The sequence below is a fragment of the Parabacteroides sp. MSK.9.14 genome, assembly GCF_019041495.1.
Taxonomy (GTDB): Bacteria; Bacteroidota; Bacteroidia; order Bacteroidales; family Tannerellaceae; genus Parabacteroides; species Parabacteroides merdae.
This window is the reverse complement of record NZ_JAHPXO010000019.1, coordinates 1-18,234: the sequence shown is the minus strand read 5'-3', so window position 1 is coordinate 18,234 and position 18,234 is coordinate 1. Positions and strand designations below refer to the sequence as shown.

13 protein-coding genes, 1 tRNA gene and 1 pseudogene are annotated in these 18,234 nt (G+C 44.5%); 8 read left to right on the top strand and 7 right to left on the bottom strand.

The genetic code is table 11. The annotated features are described in order from the left end of the window. Positions 1-71: 71 nt before the first annotated feature. The gene (gene pnp / locus KTG12_RS11430; protein WP_022321626.1) at positions 72-2,303 is read right to left on the bottom strand and encodes a polyribonucleotide nucleotidyltransferase; all 2,232 of its coding nucleotides are present in this window, start codon (positions 2,301-2,303) and stop codon (positions 72-74) included. Between the two features lie 198 nt (positions 2,304-2,501). Here pnp and KTG12_RS11425 point away from each other — a divergent pair, with 198 nt between their 5' ends. The 3 genes from KTG12_RS11425 (at position 2,502) to KTG12_RS11415 (ending at position 4,758) form a co-directional block, all read left to right on the top strand. Then, positions 2,502-3,659: a TlpA disulfide reductase family protein gene (locus KTG12_RS11425; protein ID WP_173022578.1), complete on the top strand. Its 1,158-nt coding sequence runs from the start codon at positions 2,502-2,504 to the stop codon at positions 3,657-3,659. Positions 3,660-3,879: 220 nt separating this feature from the next. After that, entirely contained in the window at positions 3,880-4,350 is a 471-nt protein-coding gene (gene greA, locus KTG12_RS11420; RefSeq protein WP_005635609.1) for a transcription elongation factor GreA, read from the top strand. 12 nt (positions 4,351-4,362) lie between these two features. Beyond that, a complete protein-coding gene (locus KTG12_RS11415) occupies positions 4,363-4,758 on the top strand; it encodes an HIT family protein (RefSeq protein WP_005635611.1) in 396 nt (131 codons plus the stop codon). A gap of 221 nt (positions 4,759-4,979) precedes the next feature. On the opposite strand, the gene KTG12_RS11410 is transcribed toward KTG12_RS11415, so the two are convergent. From KTG12_RS11410 to KTG12_RS11400, 3 genes are read right to left on the bottom strand one after another with little or no spacing between them, the layout of a single operon-like run. After that, the gene (locus KTG12_RS11410) at positions 4,980-5,711 is read right to left on the bottom strand and encodes a head GIN domain-containing protein (RefSeq protein ID WP_022321628.1); all 732 of its coding nucleotides are present in this window, start codon (positions 5,709-5,711) and stop codon (positions 4,980-4,982) included. Between the two features lie 20 nt (positions 5,712-5,731). Beyond that, on the bottom strand, positions 5,732-6,823 hold the full coding sequence (locus KTG12_RS11405; protein WP_005635615.1) for a PspC domain-containing protein: 1,092 nt from the start codon (positions 6,821-6,823) through the stop codon (positions 5,732-5,734). Positions 6,824-6,835: 12 nt separating this feature from the next. Next, positions 6,836-7,162, bottom strand: coding sequence for a PadR family transcriptional regulator (locus tag KTG12_RS11400; RefSeq protein WP_005635619.1), 327 nt, complete (start codon positions 7,160-7,162; stop codon positions 6,836-6,838). Positions 7,163-7,349: 187 nt separating this feature from the next. On the opposite strand from KTG12_RS11400, the gene KTG12_RS11395 reads away from it, so the two are divergent. From KTG12_RS11395 to KTG12_RS11385, 3 genes are all read left to right on the top strand, one after another. After that, positions 7,350-9,185 carry a long-chain fatty acid--CoA ligase gene (locus KTG12_RS11395; protein ID WP_005651458.1) on the top strand — a complete coding sequence of 612 codons (1,836 nt, stop codon included), beginning with the start codon at positions 7,350-7,352 and terminating at the stop codon, positions 9,183-9,185. A gap of 76 nt (positions 9,186-9,261) precedes the next feature. After that, positions 9,262-10,387, top strand: a protein-coding gene (prfB, locus tag KTG12_RS11390) for a peptide chain release factor 2 (RefSeq protein ID WP_121955699.1) whose coding sequence is annotated in 2 segments (ribosomal slippage) — positions 9,262-9,324 and positions 9,326-10,387 — 1,125 coding nt in all. Because the reading frame shifts where the segments join, the coding sequence is not laid out codon by codon here. Between the two features lie 77 nt (positions 10,388-10,464). Continuing rightward, positions 10,465-10,538 (top strand) — tRNA-Ile (locus KTG12_RS11385). Between the two features lie 63 nt (positions 10,539-10,601). Here KTG12_RS11385 and KTG12_RS11380 read toward each other — a convergent pair. After that, positions 10,602-11,583: pseudogene (locus KTG12_RS11380) on the bottom strand (MFS transporter). A gap of 12 nt (positions 11,584-11,595) precedes the next feature. Beyond that, entirely contained in the window at positions 11,596-12,165 is a 570-nt protein-coding gene (locus KTG12_RS11375) for a hypothetical protein (protein WP_022321631.1), read from the bottom strand. 143 nt (positions 12,166-12,308) lie between these two features. On the opposite strand from KTG12_RS11375, the gene KTG12_RS11370 reads away from it, so the two are divergent. Next, positions 12,309-13,505 carry a DUF4272 domain-containing protein gene (locus KTG12_RS11370; protein WP_119215838.1) on the top strand — a complete coding sequence of 399 codons (1,197 nt, stop codon included), beginning with the start codon at positions 12,309-12,311 and terminating at the stop codon, positions 13,503-13,505. A gap of 584 nt (positions 13,506-14,089) precedes the next feature. On the opposite strand, the gene KTG12_RS11365 is transcribed toward KTG12_RS11370, so the two are convergent. After that, complete coding sequence (locus tag KTG12_RS11365; RefSeq protein ID WP_046452261.1) at positions 14,090-16,042, bottom strand: GDSL-type esterase/lipase family protein; 1,953 nt, start codon at positions 16,040-16,042, stop codon at positions 14,090-14,092. A 154-nt stretch (positions 16,043-16,196) separates the two neighbouring features. On the opposite strand from KTG12_RS11365, the gene KTG12_RS11360 reads away from it, so the two are divergent. After that, positions 16,197-17,639: an MFS transporter gene (locus tag KTG12_RS11360; protein ID WP_005635633.1), complete on the top strand. Its 1,443-nt coding sequence runs from the start codon at positions 16,197-16,199 to the stop codon at positions 17,637-17,639. Positions 17,640-18,234 lie beyond the last annotated feature (595 nt).

Here is an 18,234-nt window from a genome sequence, read left to right as displayed (position 1 = left end):
ATAACTCCCGTCCCTCAAAATATGGGGCGGGAGTTGTTTAGAAATTATACACGTATGTGTTTTACCGATTCTTAATCCTGGCGTTCGCGGCGAGGACCACGGTCTCCACGATCCTGACGGGGACCACGATCTCCACGTTCCGGTCTCGGACCACGTTCGGATCTCGGCGGACGTTCTTCGTAACCTTCCGGTTTCGGTAGCAGTACTTTGTGAGATAATTTGAATTTGCCTGTCTTGGCGTCGATGTCTACCAACTTGACGCTGATAGTATCACCTTCTTTCAGACCGGCCTGTTCAACTGTTTCCAAACGTTTCCAGTCGATTTCAGAAATATGGAGCAAGCCGTCTTTGCCTGGCATGAATTCAACGAATGCACCGTAAGGCATGATAGAAGAAATCTTTCCTTCGTAGATTTCGCCGATTTCAGGAACGGCAACGATACCTTTGATAGCGCGGATAGCGGCATCGATTGTCGCTTTATTCGTTCCGGAGATTTCGATTTTACCCACTCCGTCTTCTTCTTCAATAGCAATAACAGCACCTGTCTTTTCCTGAATACCCTGGATAATCTTACCACCCGGGCCAATTACTGCACCGATAAATTCTTTGCCGATTGTCATTGTTTCGATTCTCGGAGCGTGAGGCTTCAGATCAGAACGAACTTCAGGCTGGGCTTCCATGATCTTGCCCAAGATGTGCATGCGGCCTTCTTTTGCCTGTGCCAATGCGTTTTCAAGAATTTCGTATGACAGACCGTCTACCTTGATATCCATCTGAGTGGCAGTGATACCGTCTTTTGTACCTGTCACCTTGAAGTCCATGTCGCCTAAGTGGTCTTCATCTCCCAGGATATCGGATAGGATAGCGTAGTTCTGACCTTTGTTTTCGGAGATCAGACCCATTGCGATACCGGACACAGGCTTCTTCATCGGAACACCTGCGTCTCTCAACGCCAGCGTACCTGCACATACGGTTGCCATTGAAGAAGAACCGTTGGACTCTAATATGTCAGAGATCACACGTACTACGTAAGGATAGTCTGTTGGGATCATCCGTTTCAATGCACGGTGAGCCAGGTTTCCGTGACCGATTTCACGACGACCCACACCGCGGGAAGCTTTTGCTTCGCCAGTAGAGAATGGTGGGAAGTTATAATGTAACAGGAAACGTTCTTTTCCGTGATTCAGTACATCGTCGATCATTTTTTCATCGGCTTTTGTACCTAAGGTGACAGTCGAAAGTGACTGTGTTTCACCACGTGTGAAAATAGCAGAACCGTGAGGGCCGGGCAGACAGTCTGTTTCGATCCAGATCGGACGGATTTCAGTAGTCTTACGGCCATCCAGGCGTTTTCCTTCGTCCAGAATAGCACGGCGCATCGCTTCTTTTTCTACATCGTGGTAATAACGGCCGATCATTTCAACCTTCTCGTCTGTCAATTCTTCTTCAGAGAATTGAGCTTTATATTCTTCGACAACTGCTTCGAATGCTTCGGCACGCTGATGTTTGTCGGTACCGGAGGTTGCAACAGCGTATGCTTTTGCATAACATTTTTCGTGTACATCTTTGCGCAGTTCGTCGTCGTTGATTTCGTGGCAGTATTCGCGTTTAACCAGTTTGCCGCAAGCTTCGGACAGTTCAAGCTGTGCCTGGCACTGTATTTTGATTGCTTCGTGTGCTACTTTGATCGCTTCCAGCATTTCTGATTCTTGAACTTCGTCCATTTCGCCTTCCACCATCATGATGTTGTCAAGCGTAGCACCCACCATAATATCAATATCTGCTTTTTCCAATTCAGAGAACGTAGGGTTGACTACATACTTACCATCGATACGTGCGACGCGGCATTCAGAGATCGGTCCGTTGAAAGGAATATCCGATACAGCCAATGCGGCGGAAGCAGCCAATCCGGCCAGTGCATCCGGCATGTCTTCACCGTCTGCGGAGAATAATATAACGTTTACATATACTTCGGCATGGTAATTGTCCGGGAAAAGAGGACGGAGGGCACGGTCGACCAAACGAGAAGTCAGGATTTCGTAGTCGGAAGCTTTACCTTCTCTTTTTGTAAAACCACCAGGAAAACGGCCAAATGCCGAGAATTTTTCTTTGTACTCTACTTGTAACGGCATGAAGTCAACACCCGGGTTTGCATCTTTAGCGGCGCAAACAGTAGCCAGCAACACGGTGTTGCCCATACGTACGGTAACTGCACCGTCCGCCTGTTTTGCCAATTTCCCGGTTTCGATGGTGATGGTTCTTCCATCAGCCAATTCGATCGTCTTGTTAATTGGATTAAGCATAATCTTTTTCTTATTTTTCTATCTGTAAAATTGGTGCAAATGTAATGAAAGTTTATCTGTAAACGTGTGAAAATGAAAATAAAAAACATGAGAAAAGCTCTTTTTTATAAAAATAGCAGGAAGATTTAGCGAATAATGGTGCCACAATTGTAAATTAATGTATATTTGCAGCGGATTAAAACAAGAAGTAAAGATATGATGAAACAAATATCCACACGACTGTTGACTGTTTTAGGACTGTGCATGTTCTTTTTCTCAGCTTGTAACAACTCCTCGGATTTCATTGTGAAGGGAGTCGTGGCAGGGGCTGACGGTCAGCTTATGTATTTAGAAAATGTCGGAATCTCTAATGTGGTGACACTCGATTCCATCAAGCTGGCTCCTGGCGGGAAGTTCAAGTTTACGGAAAAGCGTCCTGAGTATCCGGACTTTTATCGTTTGCGTCTGAATAACCAGTTGATCAATTTTGCGGTTGATTCAACCGAAACCATATCTTTCGTTGCTGATGCTGGTACTTTCGCAACTTCCTATTCTGTAGAAGGATCTGAAAACTCAAAGGCGATAAAGGCGATCACCTTGGCTCAACTGGATGCAAACCAGGCTATCAGCCGCTTGAGGAAGGAATATGAAGATAAAATGATTTCAGATACGACCTACCGTATGAAGGTTTTGGCTGCTGCCGATGCCTATAAAGAAGTCGCCCGGAAATATATTTATTCGGCGCCGATGTCCACAGCCGCCTATTTCGCTTTGTTCCAGCAGATCGATGGTTTGTTGTTCTTTGATTTGTATGACAGGAAAGATGTCAAGGCATATGGAGCGGTTGCGACCAGCTACAATCATACTTATCCGGAAAGTCCGCGTTCGAAGCATTTGTACAATCTGACATTGCAATCCATGAAGGTCTTGCGTGCGCAACGTCCTGTCGATTACAGCAATGTGGAAACAAAAGAAATTTCATTCCTTGATATCGAATTGCCGGATGTTCGGGGTGAAGTGGTAAAACTGTCTACGGTTGCTCCCGGCAAGGTGGTGTTGATAAACTTTACGGCTTATCAGACGGAATGGTCGCCGGCTTTGAATATGGCATTGGGTGAATTGTACACAAAATACCATGACCAAGAACTTGAAATTTATCAGGTGTCGTTGGATAGTGATTTCCATTTTTGGAGAAACGGGGCCTCTAATTTGCCGTGGGTTACTGTCCACGATCCGCAGTCTGTTTATTCGCAGGTGGCAGGTTTGTACAATGTAAAACAATTGCCCGCTCTTTTCATCCTCGATCGCAAAGGAAACTTGGTTAAGCGTGTCGAAGACGTGAAGAAACTGGAAGCAGACGTAAAAGCAGTACTTTGATTTGTGAATTATAATTTATACGTTGATGAAATCATAACTCATAGGTCCTAACATGTTGTAAAGCACTTCAAAAGGATTTGCGTTCTTAAAAAAGATCGTTTATCTTTGCAAAGTCTAAAAATACAGAGAAAGAGGAGTTCCGGCCAAGCAGTTGGTCGGGATTCTTTTTTTATTATGCAATAATCAATAATAACATTTTAAATAAATAGGAGGATTTAGTATGGCAGTGAGCTATATGACGAAAGATGGCTATGATAAGATTTTAGCTGAAATCAATTATCTGGAAACAGTGAAACGTCCGGAAATATCTGCCCAGATTGCAGAGGCCCGTGACAAAGGTGATTTGTCTGAAAATGCTGAGTATGACGCAGCAAAGGAAGCACAGGGCATAATGGAAGCAAAGCTTTCCCAGTTGAAGGGCTTGATTTCAAATGCCCGCCTGATAGACGAAACCCGTGTTCAAACAGATGAAGTCCAGATCCTGAACAAGGTTAAGATCAAGAACACAAAGAACAATGCAGTCATGACGTATACTCTGGTCTCAGATTCGGAAGCAAACCTGAAAGAAGGCAAGATTGCGGTCAGTACTCCGATTGCGCAGGGGCTGATGGGAAAAAAGGTCGGTGACATTGTGGAAATCAAAGTCCCATCCGGCATGATGAGCTTTGAAATTATGGATATATCGATTTAATAATATAACATTATGGCATCAATATTCAGTAGAATTGTGGCAGGTGAGATCCCTTGTCATAAAGTGGCGGAAAACGAAGAATTCTTTGCTTTTCTGGACATTAATCCGGTTGCTGTCGGTCATACGTTGGTGATTCCGAAAAAAGAAATCGATTATATTTTCGACATAGAAGATCCCATGCTTGGACGTATGATGGCATTTGCCAAACGGGTGGCTCGTGCACAAGAAGCTGTTATACCTTGCAAACGGGTAGGTTTGGCAGTTATGGGACTGGAAGTTCCTCATGCGCATATTCATTTAATTCCGATCCAGAAGGAGTCTGATATGTATTTTGGCGGAAAGAAAATGGAGGTTACTCAGGACGTGCTCGCAGACACCGCTGCACGGATAAGAAATGCCTTTAAATAAATGAGGTAAAGTCTTTTTTGGTAAAAAACTTTATGTATATTTGTAACCGCTTCTTCCTCTGTATGACAATATTGAGAGGAAGAAAGCGGTTTTTTATAAAGATTCATTAGTGGTTTTTACTCATAAATTTGTTAACCTTAGAAGAAAGGCCCCCCTTGTGAAAGGACGGCCTTCTTTTTTTAACACACAATTATTGTTATACGCAATTTTATTTGGGGTTTTTAATCAACTTTGGTTATGGAACCGCTCCCGATAATGCTCTTTTCCTTTATGTTCGGATTTCCTTTGTATCGGATAGTCCCGCTCCCGGCTATTTTGGTGGATATTGCCTTGTTTGCGGTGATTTCGATATGGGTGCTTCCGGCCGCTTTGCAAGTAAGTTCTTCTGTCTCTAGACCAAACGCTTTGATCTTGCTGCTACCGGCGCTTTTAATATTCATCTTTTCTGTTTTACCGCTTAGAGAGACAGTGCCGCTACCCGCGATTTCGCAATCTAAACGGGTGATGGCAATGGAATCGGCTTTTATAGTTCCTCCTCCTGCAAATCTAATTTCCAGTTTTTTGCCGTTGAGACCTTTGCCTAAATCACAATTGCCTCCGCCTGCCATTTTGAACTCTTTCAGTGCAGTCGAGTTGGTTATCACGATAAAGCGGGTGGGGTTGATTCCGGTATGCCTATTTTTGGGGCGGACAACCAACACTTTGCTATCGGTATTGATATCCAGAAGATCCATGATATTTTGGTCTGTCTCGACTTTCAGATAGGGAACGTCATCCGATTGCATATATTTGAAGTCGACGTTTTCTCCCTCGATTTGTATCTCGTCGTAATCCTTTATCGGGATTTCCTTGCTTACGACATTGCCGTCACCGGAAACCTTGTTTATATGGCAGGAGCATAAAAGCCCTGCCATGAGTATGAGTACCAGTATGAATGAATATGATTTTTTCATGATTCTGTTGTTTTTATAGATTATATATTGAAGAAATTGTACCAGGGTAATGTGCTCCATCCGTTTATTCCGGTCTGGTAGAAGTAGATGACGCACAGCACTACGGATACTAACCATAAGATCAGCAACGTCCATTTAGCCGTATTGGGCAATGGCTTGGCTTTGAATAGTTGCATGCAGATTGCATATACCAGGGCAAAAATAGGAATGCCAATCAGTAGAATGAATCCGATGCATCCCATGATGGCCAATGAAATAGGTGCTCCCGCTATCAGATTGGCCCCGAACGGCGACAATTGATATAGGAAGCCTGTGCCTCCGGCAATAAGGGCAAAGGTGACGACGACCAATATAAAGGCAACGAGCAATAATGGCGGTAGCAGGATGATTCCGATCAGTATGGCCAGGAATTTGAGGATGAAACCTACCACACCGACAAACAAGTCCGCTAGTTTTTGCAGAAAGCTTCTCGGTTTGTCGGAACTCATATAATCATTTACATTATTGCTGACCTTCTCGAAGCCATCCGTAACTGTTTTGCCTATGTTTTCGAGGGTGACGCTTTGTCCGCGCATCATCAGCTTGTCGGCTGCGGTCCGGGCCAACGGCATTACCAGCCATAGTATAAGGTATAAGATGATGATCGGTGCATAAGGAATAAAAAGCAGGATGATCATAGCAAGGCGTACAGCCGTCACGTCCCATCCCATATAAGCGGCGATACCACCGGCTACACCTCCCAATACCCGGTTGTCCGGATCGCGCATCAGCTTTTTCGGGCCTCTGGGAATCTCTTCTTCCTGAAAAGCTTGTGTCCTGGCTTCTTCCTTATATTCTTTTTCTTCTTCACCTTCAAACAATTCTTCCGGCTTGCCCATACGCTTGATTACTTCTTCGACATGTTCGATTGTGATCACTTCGTAGCCCAGTCGAACCCGCTCATTGAATAGTTCGGAGATACGCATTTCAAAATCGTTCATAATCTCTTCCGAACCTTCTTCCTTGCGGAAGTGGATGCGGAGGTTTGCTAGATATTTATCGAGTAGTTGATATGCATCTTCGTCAATGTGGAAAACCGTTCCTCCCAAATTAACTGTCAGTGTCTTCTTCATTGTTTTCTGATTTTAATTGTTTCTGATGTGGTTTATTGTATCATTCAGTTCCTGCCAGGATGTTTCCAGCTCTCCAAGAAATTCTTCTCCCTTCGGGGTGAGCTGGTAATACTTGCGAGGCGGTCCTTGAGTAGATTCTATCCACTGGTAGCTTAACAATTCGCTGTTCTTTAGTCTTGTTAACAGAGGATATAGGGTACCTTCCACTACAATCAATTTAGCTTCCTGTAACTTCTGGATAATGTCAGAGGTGTACGCCGGCTCTTTTTTGAGAAGCAATAGAATACAATATTCCAATGTTCCCTTTCTCATTTGTGATTTTACGTTCTCTGCATTCATTTTTATTTTGTTTTACGCTACAAATATATGCATTGCCTGTGTACTATGCAATACATACTACTATGTTTATCCTAATTTAACATTAATATTGCACAAATCCGGCACTTTTGTGTAAAAAAGGGGCTAATCTCGTGACAAATAGAATAGAAAACCGTACTTTTGCAACATCAATTCAAAACAAAGAATTATGATTTACTACCATTATGCCGAGTTGGTTCATCGACAGGCAGAAAAATATGGCTCCCGTACCGCATTGAAATATCGTGATAATGCAACCGGGAAATGGTTAAAAATATCTTGGAAGGAATTTTCTGAAAAAGTTATGCTTACGGCCAAGGCAATGGCCGAATTCGGGATAGAAGTACAGGATAATATCGGGGTTTATTCACAGAATATGCCGCAATGCTTTTATACGGATTTTGGGGCATATGCGAACCGTGTGGTTTCTATTCCGATGTATGCAACGAATTCTCCGGGGCAGATCGAGTATATAATCAATGATGCTCATATACATACTTTGTTTGTCGGCGAGCAGTTGCAGTACAATAATGCATTTAAGGTGCAGAAAGAATCTCAATACCTGAAGCGCCTGGTGGTGTTTGATCCGGCTGTCAAGTTGAACCCGGAAGACAAGACTTCGATTTATTTTGACGATTTTTTGCGGCTGGGCGATAATGCGCATGCCGAGACAACGGTAAAGATCCGTACGAACGAAGCGGTGCCGGAAGACTTGGCTACCATAATATATACTTCCGGGACGACAGGAGAATCCAAAGGTGTCATGCTCCATCATTCCAATTATTTGGAAGCCATGCGTATCCATGACATCCGCCTCCCGATGGTGACGGATAAAGACCTTTCTATGTGTTTCTTGCCACTGACTCATATTTTTGAAAAAGCGTGGTCTTACTATTGCCTGCATAAGGGAGTGACGATTGCGATCAACCAGGATCCTAAAATGATTCAGAAGACATTACCGGAGGTACACCCTACATTGATGTGCAACGTCCCTCGGTTCTGGGAGAAGGTATATGCCGGCGTGCATGAAAAGATCAACTCGTCATCTTCCACCATGAAGAAAATCTTTTTGGATGCTATCGAGACCGGGCGCAAGTATAACCTGGAATATAAAAATAAGAGCATTCCGGCTCCTTTCGGGTTGAAATTGAAGTTCGAAATGTATAATAAGACTGTTTTCAATTTGCTGAAACGGGTGTTGGGGATCGAACGTGGTCGTTTTTTCCCGGTGGCCGGTGCGCCGCTCTCGGATACGGTCAATGAATTTTTGCAGTCTGTCAATATCCCTATTGTGTATGGTTACGGTTTGAGCGAGACGACAGCGACCGTCTGCTTCTATCCTGAAATCGGATTTCAGTTCGGTTCGATCGGAGAAGTCATGCCAGATGTACAGGTACGGATTGATCCGGAGAATAGCGAAATTCTGGTAAAAGGCAAGACTGTGATGTCCGGTTATTATAATAAGCCAGCCGAAAATGAAAAGGCGTTTACAGAAGATGGTTATTTTCGTACAGGAGATGCCGGAAGGATGGAAGGGAACACGTTGTTCTTTACTGAACGTATCAAGGACTTATATAAGACATCGAACGGCAAATACATCGCTCCGCAAGCGATTGAAATGGTTATGAGCGGCGATCAGTATATCGAACAGATTGCTGTTATCGGTGACCAGCGTAAGTTTGTCAGCGCGTTGATTGTTCCCGCTTATCCATTATTGGAAAAGTATGCCGAAGAAAAGGGGCTGGCTGTCGGTAGCCGGAAAGAACTTGTCCGAAATAAGGAAATCCTTCGCCTGATCGAGACACATATTGAGGAAAACCAGAAGAACTTGGCTTCTTATGAGAAGATCAAGCGCTTCACCTTGCTGTCCGAACCTTTTACGATGGGGGCTGAACTGACGGATACACTTAAGCTCCGTCGTTCCGTCATTCTGAAGAAATACGCAGATCCGATCGAAAAGATGTACGAAGAAGCTTCGAATATGTGGGGTAGTAATCCGGTTTAGATGGGGTAGCTGTGACATTTTGATAGTCAGGAAAATTGAGTATCTTTGCGGGACAAATTTAAAAACAAGAATTTTTATGATCACATCAGACCAACTACACAATGTGTTGGAGCGCGAGCAAGCGCTGAGGGGGTATCTTTGACATAGATGGTAAGACCATCCAGTTAGAAGAAGAAGAGTTACGCACTCATGATCCTGGTTTCTGGGAAGATGCCAAACGGGCGGAAGTCCAGATGAAGAAAGTAAAAGAACTGAAAAAGTGGATCGAACTTTATAACGAGGTTCATGCTGCAGCAGAAGAATTGCAGTTGGCTTATGATTATGTAAAAGAAGGAATCGTCAGCGAAGAAGAAGTTGACGAGGCTTATGGCAATGCCATCCAGTTGGTGGAAAGCCTGGAGTTCCGCAATATGTTGCGTCAGGAAGCCGACCAGATGAGTTGTGTGCTGAAGATCAACTCCGGTGCCGGCGGTACGGAAAGCCAGGACTGGGCTTCCATGTTGCTCCGTATGTATACGCGTTGGGCGGAGGCGAATGGATATAAGATTTCCGTAGCCAACTATCAGGAAGGGGATGAGGCCGGTATTAAAACGGCGACTCTCAACATCGAAGGCGACTATGCTTACGGATATTTGAAGGGTGAAAACGGTGTGCATCGTCTGGTACGTGTGTCTCCTTATAATGCGCAAGGCAAGCGAATGACTTCATTTGCTTCTGTTTTTGTCACCCCGCTGGTCGACGACACGATCGAGGTGAAAATCGATCAGGCTGCCATCTCTTGGGACACGTTCCGTTCGGGAGGTGCCGGTGGGCAGAACGTGAACAAGGTGGAATCCGGAGTGCGTCTGCGTTATCAATTTAAAGATCCTTACACGGGCGAAGAAGAAGAGATCCTGATCGAGAATACGGAAACCCGCGACCAGCCTAAGAATCGGGAGAATGCGATGCGTCAGTTGCGTTCAATCTTGTACGATAAGGAATTGCAACATCGTATGGAAGAGCAGGCAAAGGTGGAAGCCGGAAAGAAAAAGATCGAATGGGGTTCCCAGATCCGTAGCTATGTGTTTGATGATCGTCGTGTAAAAGACCATCGTACCAATTTCCAGACATCCGATGTCAACGGTGTGATGGATGGTAAAATTGATGATTTCATCAAGGCTTACCTGATGGAGTTCGGTGCTGAGGAATCTGCAGAAAAGTAAGATTTCTACTTTAACATTTGCATATCTCGATTATAAATCGTAATATTGCACCCGATTTCAGAGCTACGCTTTGAACAGGTCCTATAGCTCAGTTGGTTAGAGCACCTGACTCATAATCAGGGAGTCCTTGGTTCAAGCCCAAGTGGGACCACACAAAAGGTTTACACATTGAGTGTAAACCTTTTGTGTTTTTAAGTACTTGCCGATTTCCATCTTATGCCGGTGCGAATGTTGCCCTTTTCCGCATGATGGGAGATACTTCCCGGAACGCGTTGATCTTCCTTGCCCAAAGTATGCAACCCAAAGAGCAAGTTGCGCATGCCATGAAGACAATACCCGTCGTGACCATCGTATCGTCCAATCCGACTAAAGGAGATACCAGTCCTCCGAACCCAAAGCCGACTGCACCCGATAAAGCCGAAGCTGTGCCGGCATGTTCACGTTCACATTCCATAGCCAAGGCGGTAGTCGAGGTGAAAGAGAAGCCCATCATGAATAGTAAGGTGATTAGCAATCCCTCGTAAATCCAGAAATTGCAATTTAGGTTCATGGCTATACATACGATAATGGAAAGGACAAGCATGCCTATGCTACTGGCGAGCGTGTTGTTTTCCGGTCGGCGGAATCTGACGGATAAGCCGGCATCCCAATAGCAGGATAATTCCTAATGCCAGTAATACCCAGAAGATCCCTTTCCAGTCAATCCCTTCTGTTAAGCCTCCTCCGATGATCGGAGCGGCTACAGGAGCGACTCCGTTGATTGCTCCGATTATCGCAAGTGTCTTTGCCAACTCTTTACCGGTGAACATATCTGTCGCGACGGAACGGGAGATTACGATACCGCCGGCACCTACAATCCCTTGTAGCAAGCGCAGTATTGCAAATATCTCGATAGTGGGAGCAAAGATGCAACCTATCGTGGAAATGATAAAAAGATACATGGCTGCTAACAATGGAGAGCGACGCCCATACTTATCACTTAGCGGGCCGAAAAAGATTTGTCCTGCCGTCAGTCCGATCATACTGGCTGTCAAACCTAATTGTACCAATGAAGGTGTTGTCTTGAAATATTCTCCCATCGAAGGCAGGCTGGGGAGATACATGTCTGTGACAAAAGGCCCGAATGCCGTCAACATCCCTAACAGGGTAAGGAGAAAAAACTTGGAGTTTCCATTCTTACTTTGTATGTTAATCATCTTTTTTCTTTTTTATCTGATAAAACATGCAAAAGTACATTCAAACGGGCAAGTACGATTGTTTAAAATATCCGTTTCTTTGGTTATTATCGGTAGCTTTTCAATATCGGATTTCCGGTCGCCCTCCTCGATCTGTTTTTCTTGGTTCGTCCCTTGTTGGAAAATTCCGGTGAAGGTTACTCTGACGGGCAAGCCGTTTGTATCGAGTGTCACCTCTTCTCGGTAATCTATGTCCATTGACGGTTCACCTCCACGGCTGACTTCGTAGGTTTTGTCCCCGATTTTGTTAAAATGTACCCAGGCATGTCCGTCAGCCATATCTTTGGGAGGCGTGTAGAATATGCCGGATAATTCCCCTTCCTCATAACTGAAATGAGTCGCTTGCCCATCCGGATATTGGATCCCGGCAAACTGGTTGCCAGAGTAAATGAATGAAGCGGTAACTAGCCCGTTTGAAAGAAGGACACTGGGCCGCCCGTCTATGCCTGTCAGCTTGATGTCGTCATTATCGCTGCAGGAAGATTGGCACAATCCGTCCATCAATAAGACGGCGGATAGAATAGTCGAAAGTAACTTGTTCATAATAATATCTGGTGTTTGTTTCTAATATGATGAAAAGATGGAGAGGAAAAAGGGTTGCAGTATTTTCTTTGCGGATGTTTATAATTTGCTATTTTTGTAAAATGCTATAACCATCCGGTGGCTCGGATATAAAAAAGTAAAAAATGGAAAAAGCGAATGTTACTTTGTACACGGTCATCGGAGATTCTAACCGTATCGTGGAAGCAATCCGGGAACGTTTTAAAGAGATGACCAAAGAATTTGTTTGTGAAGACGAAACGATCGACTTGACTTTGCCGGATGGAACACATGTCATCTTCTCGATCAAGCACCGGATGAGCAAGCCGGACTTTATTGCTTCCCATATATCTGGTATGGCCAATTATTTCTCGCAGGTGAAGACGCCATTGGTTGGACTAAAAGAAAATGTCTTGCTCCAGATACGTGTGTTCAACTGTGTGACTGGGATCACTTTCGATCTGAACGACAATGAAGACCGGACGAACTATATCCTGAACCGTTTATTCGAGATTGCCGGAGACGTGAACGGTTTTCTGCTCTATCCGAGCATGCAGATCTTTACCGGTGAAGGGAAGCTCCTCTTCTCTGCCAAAGGCGAAAGTCAGTTGACCGAATTTATCCCGGTCGGGAATGCCGATTTATTGGACGGGAACTACCAGGAAGAAGCTCAGGCTGATGTGGAAAGACGTTTGCGTTCGATTGCGTTGCTCGAAGAGAAACATGTCCCTTATATGGAATATTTGCGTAGTGAAGCATTGGAAAGTGAAGCCCGTTTGAGAAGCCGGAAGGAGATGGTGCAACGTGCCGCCGCGTTGTTTGCTGTTGCTGTCTATTCGGAAGTCATGCTTTCGGGAGGTTCGGGACGGGAAGAAGCCTTGTTCTATTTTAATAAGATGGAACAGTTGTACGAGGTGGAATCTTACCTGTCACCGGCCGAAGCTGCTTATATCGATAATCCTGATCCGGAAGAACAGGAATGTATTCTGTTCGGATGGCGCTATGAATGTGCCGGTGTTTTGCTTTGGGCGGCAGGTGTTGTGGATGATTTGCCTTATCCGTCTGAGATTATTGATGTCCCTGTTTTGGCTGCTATTTTCTGGCAACATAAAGGTATCGGTGGATTGCTTTCGAAAGGTTTCTCTCGTTCGCAGTCCGAAATATTGGATGCTGCCGATATTACACTTCGGTATGATTGGGCTTGTGTGGAAGCACGAGTTCATGGAAAAGAAGCTCCTGCTTCGCTGAATGGGGACGTTGTCATGGAACGGCATTATGCTTTTAATTGGATTATCGGAGCGAATGGCGGTGCAGACTGGGATGATATCCAACCGAATACATGATGCTAGATCTATCACGATTTTGAAAATGTCTTGGATGAAGATATCAGTCTTTGCTCTTGATGGCAAATATCCCTTTGTCTCTATGCAGATTTCTTTTGTGAAAACTACCTTTATACTATCATGATTTGTTGTCAATTCATTAAAAATCAATGAGCGTAGAATGATAGATGGTATGAAAGTTGCTTTTCCTATAATCATGCTATCATAAAACAAGCACATTTTTTTCGAAAGCATATGACTTATTTTAAAGTAATTACCTACTTGTCTCTCTTGACATCCGGGTCTCACCACCTTTCATATCCAGGTCCTGCGACCGTACAGATGGGGGTGGAATCTTGTTAAAACGAGGGTATTTGTGAATAGATCTGCCTGTTTTTAGTTAAATTAGTCCGTTTCTTTTGGAAAAATCCCAAAGTGGCAGACAACTATGATTGTGGAATGATAGTAGCATGATAGTCAAATTTGCTACTATCATTCCTATACTTATTGATATTCAATAGATATATTCGAATTATGATAGTATGATAGTCCTTTTCGAAAACTTATGTAAGAAGAAGGTCTTCTTTTTGCCGAATGGAGAATCTTTATCTGCCGTTTACCACGAAATTTCGTATCTGGCATTCCGTTCCCTGTGAGGCGGGGTTCTTCTTTTTTGATATGCGGAGAACCAGTTTGTGATCCGTGTCTTTCAGTTCCGTTTCCAGCATGTAGACCCAGGGAATATAAAGATTGTGGCTCCATTCAGTGAAAGTATCCAGTTCTTTGAACGGGGCGCCGTCGACACTATATTCCAAGATTCCGGCAGAAGGTCCGCTGACGCAGAAAATACCGATCGCTTTCCCCCGGAAATCCAGTGTTAGTCGGTCTCCTGGACGTGTAGCTTCTAACATAGGAACATCGACAAAGCCGTTCCGCTTGCCGGCCTTGTTGTCGGGATGCCAGTTGTCTACTAATTTCCAACCTTTGTTCAAGTGGGCTTTTTCGAGAGCGATGAAGTCTCCGTTATAATAACTGTAGGCATCCAGCGGCTTGGCCGGAATGTCGTGTGCCGCAATTGTCCCTTCCGGCGAAACTCCTTTCCACATCTCGTCGAAAAGATGGCCGATAGCGGCAGCATAAAACTTATGGCCGAAAGGTTTCGGATGAGTGCCGCCGAACTCGTCCCAGGTAAATTCGCCGTTTTGCATCCGTTCGCCGATCTCCTGGCAGAGATTAATCGAAGGAATAAGATAGTGATTCGCCACCCGTTCGTGATTCAGGATAACATCCGGCATCTGGCGGCGGGCGATCATCGGGATAAACGGGTCATAGATGAAATGCAACATGACGATATCCATTTCCGGGTTGCTTTCCAAAGCATGGCGCACTTCCCCTTCCATGCCGCGTATCTGTTCGAGGGCGCTGAATCCGTTCGTGTCGTCGTTTACGGCGGCTTCGACAAAAAGAAGGTCGACTTTCCCTTTCGAAAGGATGTCATGTTGCAGGCGGAAGGAACCCGGAGTCGTCCCGGTCGAACCGATGCCTGCTTCTACCCATTCGAACTGTGTATAAGGGAAACGTTGCTGTAGTTGTCGCTCTATCATATTGCGCCATCCGTCCATTTCCGTGATGGAACCTCCCAGGAAGGCAACCCGCGCCCGGCGTTCTTTCTCGAATTTACGGAACGAGTTTTGCAAGCTGCCACGTACATTGTAATGTATATACTTTTCGTACTCCGGCTGCTGGCGAAGGATGAAGTCTACTACCGGTTCCGGATTGTCCAAACTATGTGGATGATGGTCGCACCCTTTCTTTAGGATAACTTCCACCGGACCTCCTGCCGCAAGGTAGCGTGAACGTACGACATCCATGTTTTCCTTGTAGGGGACGGTCTGATCGCTGTCGCCGCATACACTGATGATCGGTATACCTGCGGCTGCAATCGGGGCGAGGTTGTCGATCGGGTTCCCTTTGAAATGTTCCATTCCTGCATCTGTCAGGTTCCATTCCTTCAACAGATCATTCCACAAAGCCGTGTTTTTTCTTCCCGGCCAGCTAAACACGTCGCAAACAGGAGCGTCTACATATATACAAGCCACTTTCTCTGTATTTTGAGCCGCCCAGTTGAAGACGAACAAACCGCCGCGGCTGAATCCTTCCAGCGTGACTTTTTCGGAAAGATTATAAAGATCCGTCATATTCTCATAGAATTCGGTGCCCAGAGAAACTGCCCTTGGACTTCCATATAGATGAGTTACATCGTAATAAACAATGTGGAACCCTTTTTCCAGTAACGCTTTGTCCACACTTGGAAAAGCATCGAAGAACGCCGGACGCCAGATCCACGGATTTCCTTTGGCTGCTTTTTTAGGTACGACAATGGTTGCCTGGCGATCCTTGAAGGTGAAATCGTAGCGGTCGCATCCGTTCCATTCGCCTGTTTTTTCATGGGCTTGGGCGACCAGACCGGTTATCAGGGCCAGAAGTACCAAATAAATAATCTTTTTCATAATAATCATGGTATTTATAAAGTTTACATTGGAGAAACAAACGTACATAAAATGCTTATTTTATGCAAATCAAACCTCTAAGAATCGGAGGTGGGATGTGAAAGAAATAAAAATACTTCGTGTATTCGCACACACAAACTTGTGTAGAACAAAAAAAATGCCTTATATTTGCCCCGTATTATGAAAAACGAATATTAATATCATGAACACATTTCAAAAAGCAAGTGAGAAAATGACAAATTACAGATGGACAATCTGTGCGATGTTATTTTTTGCAACAACAGTGAATTACCTCGATCGCCAGGTTCTTTCTTTGACCTGGGATGAATTTATCAAACCGGAGTTCCATTGGGATGAATCCCATTACGGTACGATAACATCAGTTTTCTCAATTGTGTATGCAATCTGTATGCTGTTTGCCGGCCGTTTTATCGACTGGATGGGTACGAAGAAAGGATATCTTTGGGCTATCGGTGTTTGGTCGTTCGGAGCCTGTCTCCATGCCGGTTGTGGTATTGCAACCGAACATTATGTCGGAATGAATAGTGCAGCCGAATTGATTGCAGCGACAGGAGATGTTGTTGTGATATTGGCAACCGTGAGTATGTATTTCTTTCTGGCTGCCCGTTGTATTCTGGCATTGGGTGAAGCAGGTAACTTCCCCGCTGCTATCAAGGTTACGGCTGAATACTTTCCAAAGAAAGACCGTGCTTATGCGACTTCGATCTTCAATGCCGGTGCTTCTATTGGGGCTTTGGTCGCTCCTATCTCTATTCCCTTGTTGGCAAAAGCTTGGGGCTGGGAAATGGCTTTTATCGTGATCGGTGCGCTCGGTTTTGTCTGGATGGGTTTGTGGGTATTCATGTACACGACCCCGGACAAGAGCAAACATGTGAATAAAGCCGAGTTGGAGTATATTGAACAGGATAAAAACGAAAAAGACGTTGTCGTCGTTGAAGAAGAACACGAGAAGAAGATCGGTTTCTTGCAATGTTTCACGTTCAAACAGACTTGGGCCTTTGTTGTCGGTAAATTCATGACGGACGGGGTTTGGTGGTTTTTCCTTTTTTGGACTCCTTCTTATCTGAATACGCAGTTCGGTATCAAGACCTCCGATCCGTTGGGCATGGGGTTGATCTTTACTTTGTATGCCATCACGATGTTGTCTATTTACGGAGGTAAACTGCCGACGATTTTTATTAACCGAAGTGGAATGAACCCATATGCCGCTCGTATGAAAGCGATGTTGATTTTTGCTTTCTTTCCTTTGTTGGTACTGTTGGCGCAGCCGTTGGGTACGATTTCTCCGTGGTTTCCGGTTATCATGATTGGTATCGGTGGTGCAGCTCACCAGTCATGGTCTGCCAATATTTTCTCTACTGTCGGTGACATGTTTCCGAAATCGGCTATTGCAACCGTTACGGGTATCGGAGGTATGGCCGGTGGTGTCGGTTCCATGATCTTGCAGAAGGTGGCCGGGAATCTGTTTGTTTATGCAGATGCTACTCAGATGACATTTATGGGCTTCACTGGCAAGCCTGCCGGCTATTTCATTATCTTCTGCGTATGTGCCGTCGCTTATTTGATCGGTTGGACTATCATGAAGATTTTGGTCCCGAAATATAAGGTGATCGTTCTTGAATAGTTGACATAGAGAGTATATAGTTTATAAGAGAAGAAGGAGGATGTGCCTGTATGGATGCATTCTCCTTTTTTACTATAGGAGAGCGGCTGCTTTTCCGAATACGTTCAAGAATGACTGGTTGACCAGTGTTTGATTGATTTTGCTCCGGAAAGAAAATCTTTGCGATCACTTAAATCACACTTTTTCGGGCGAAGGTGAAAGGAACTTTTTCCTTTTTATCATGATAATATCCCAATATTTTTTCTTACGTACCTTGAAGATAGAGTATTTGTATCCAGAGCGGAACGTATAAAAAAGTTTTCAAATCATTTGGAAGTTTGTATTAGAAGAATTACTTTTGCACCCGCATTCGAGCGAGAAGGTCGGCAGTTAACATGATGATGAGGTAGTTTCAGTGATAGCGAGGATGAGGTTAGCTAGGCTAAGCGAATATCCGACCATCCGGGGGCTTTGGAAAAAAACTTTCAAAATTTTCCTTGAAAAGTTTGTCAGTTAAAAAAAAGTTCTTACCTTTGCAGCCGCAATCGAAACGATAGCGCAAGTTCTTTGAAAGCATTACATATCAACAAGTAGTACAAGAGACGTAGTAGGAATA

Coding starts and splice junctions, on each gene's coding strand:
- pnp (WP_022321626.1), bottom strand. CDS start 2,303: ATGCTTAATCCAATTAACAAGACGATCGAATTGGCTGATGGAAGAACC.
- KTG12_RS11425 (WP_173022578.1), top strand. CDS start 2,502: ATGAAACAAATATCCACACGACTGTTGACTGTTTTAGGACTGTGCATG.
- greA (WP_005635609.1), top strand. CDS start 3,880: ATGGCAGTGAGCTATATGACGAAAGATGGCTATGATAAGATTTTAGCT.
- KTG12_RS11415 (WP_005635611.1), top strand. CDS start 4,363: ATGGCATCAATATTCAGTAGAATTGTGGCAGGTGAGATCCCTTGTCAT.
- KTG12_RS11410 (WP_022321628.1), bottom strand. CDS start 5,711: ATGAAAAAATCATATTCATTCATACTGGTACTCATACTCATGGCAGGG.
- KTG12_RS11405 (WP_005635615.1), bottom strand. CDS start 6,823: ATGAAGAAGACACTGACAGTTAATTTGGGAGGAACGGTTTTCCACATT.
- KTG12_RS11400 (WP_005635619.1), bottom strand. CDS start 7,162: ATGAATGCAGAGAACGTAAAATCACAAATGAGAAAGGGAACATTGGAA.
- KTG12_RS11395 (WP_005651458.1), top strand. CDS start 7,350: ATGATTTACTACCATTATGCCGAGTTGGTTCATCGACAGGCAGAAAAA.
- KTG12_RS11375 (WP_022321631.1), bottom strand. CDS start 12,165: ATGAACAAGTTACTTTCGACTATTCTATCCGCCGTCTTATTGATGGAC.
- KTG12_RS11370 (WP_119215838.1), top strand. CDS start 12,309: ATGGAAAAAGCGAATGTTACTTTGTACACGGTCATCGGAGATTCTAAC.
- KTG12_RS11365 (WP_046452261.1), bottom strand. CDS start 16,042: ATGTACGTTTGTTTCTCCAATGTAAACTTTATAAATACCATGATTATT.
- KTG12_RS11360 (WP_005635633.1), top strand. CDS start 16,197: ATGAACACATTTCAAAAAGCAAGTGAGAAAATGACAAATTACAGATGG.